The 1,503-nt window shown below is 65.7% G+C and carries 2 protein-coding genes; both read right to left on the minus strand.

All coding sequences use genetic code 11. The features are described from left to right. Nucleotides 1–14: 14 nt before the first annotated feature. Nucleotides 15–944, minus strand: a complete 930-nt coding sequence (gene cysW, locus AC244_RS34725; protein ID WP_234717137.1) for a sulfate ABC transporter permease subunit CysW — start codon at nt 942–944, stop codon at nt 15–17. Continuing rightward, nucleotides 934–1,503: sulfate ABC transporter permease subunit CysT (cysT, locus tag AC244_RS34730; protein WP_053253359.1), on the minus strand; the 570-nt coding region annotated here is incomplete at its 5' end. The genes cysW and cysT, both read right to left, overlap by 11 nt.

A 1,503-nucleotide genomic window follows, 5' to 3' on the forward strand; every position in this document is an offset into this window, starting at 1 on the left:
ACGATCCGGACCTTTCAATGCCTGCGGCTGGCGGCGATCTCGGCGCTGTAGCGAAGCTCGAGCGCCGTTTTCAAGACGAGGGTGACCAGCGCCAGCAGCGCCAGCAACGTCGCAACCGCAAAGGCGGCGACGAAGTTATATTCATTATAGAGGATTTCCACCTGCAACGGCATGGTGTTGGTCTGGCCGCGAATATGGCCCGAGACCACCGACACCGCACCGAACTCGCCCATGGCGCGGGCGTTGCACAGCAGCACGCCGTAAAGCAGCCCCCATTTGATGTTGGGCAGCGTCACATGCCAGAAGGTCTGCCAGCCGGAGGCGCCCAAGGACAGCGCCGCCTCCTCGTCGCTGGTGCCCTGTTCCTGCATCAGCGGGATCAGTTCGCGGGCGACGAAGGGGAAGGTGACGAAGACGGTGGCCAGCACCAGCCCCGGCACGGCAAACAGGATCTGGATGCCGTGGCTCTGCAGGAACGGCCCGAGCAGACTGTGCGAGCCGAACAGCAGCACGAAGACGAGACCGGAGATCACCGGCGAGACCGAGAACGGCAGGTCGATCAGCGTCGTCAAAAAGGCCTTGCCCTTGAACTCGAACTTGGCGATCGCCCAGGCGGCGGCGACGCCGAAGACGAGGTTGAGCGGCACGGCGATGGCGGCGACGATCAGCGTCAGGCGGATGGCCGAAAACGTCTCGGCATCGCCGAGCGCCGTCAGGAACTCGGCCGGCCCCTTGCGCAGCGCCTCGGTGAAGACCGCTGCCAGCGGCAAAAGCAGGAACAGAGCGACGAAGGCAAGCGCTGCCGCCGTCAGGCTTAAGCGGGCAAAGCGGCTTTCCGAGGTGGCGGCGCGCACGTGATGGGAGGCGGACTGCGACGCCGGCGGCGGAACAGGGGAGGGGCTCGGGGCGGAGCCCGGCGCAGCCGTGGCGAGATCAGGCGACATAGACATATCTCCGCCGGCTCCAGGCCTGGATCGAGTTGATGACGAGCAGCATGGCAAAGGAGATGACCAGCATCACCGCGGCAATGGCGGTGGCGGCGGGATAGTTGAACTCCTCCAGCCTAATGACGATCAGAAGCGGCGCGATCTCGGAGACGTAAGGCAGGTTGCCGGCGATGAAGATCACCGAGCCGTATTCGCCGACGCCGCGGGCAAAGGCGAGCGCAAAGCCGGTCAGCCCGGCCGGCAGCAGCCCCGGCAGCAGCACCCGGCTGATCGTCTGGAAACGGCTGGCACCGAGCGTGGCGGCGGCTTCTTCCACTTCCTTGTCGATCTCCTCCATGATCGGCTGCACCGTCCGAACGACGAAGGGCAGGCCGACGAAGATCAGGGCGATGACGATGCCGGCCGGGGTAAAGGCGATCTTGATGCCGAGCGGCTCCAGCAATTGGCCGATCCAGCCGTTGGGGGCATAAAGCGTCGCCAGCGCAATGCCGGCGACCGCCGTCGGCAGCGCAAACGGCAGGTCGACCATGGCGTCGATCACCCGCTTGCCGGGGAA

Source organism: Ensifer adhaerens, assembly GCF_001270265.1.
GTDB classification, from domain to species: domain Bacteria; phylum Pseudomonadota; class Alphaproteobacteria; order Rhizobiales; family Rhizobiaceae; genus Ensifer; species Ensifer adhaerens_B.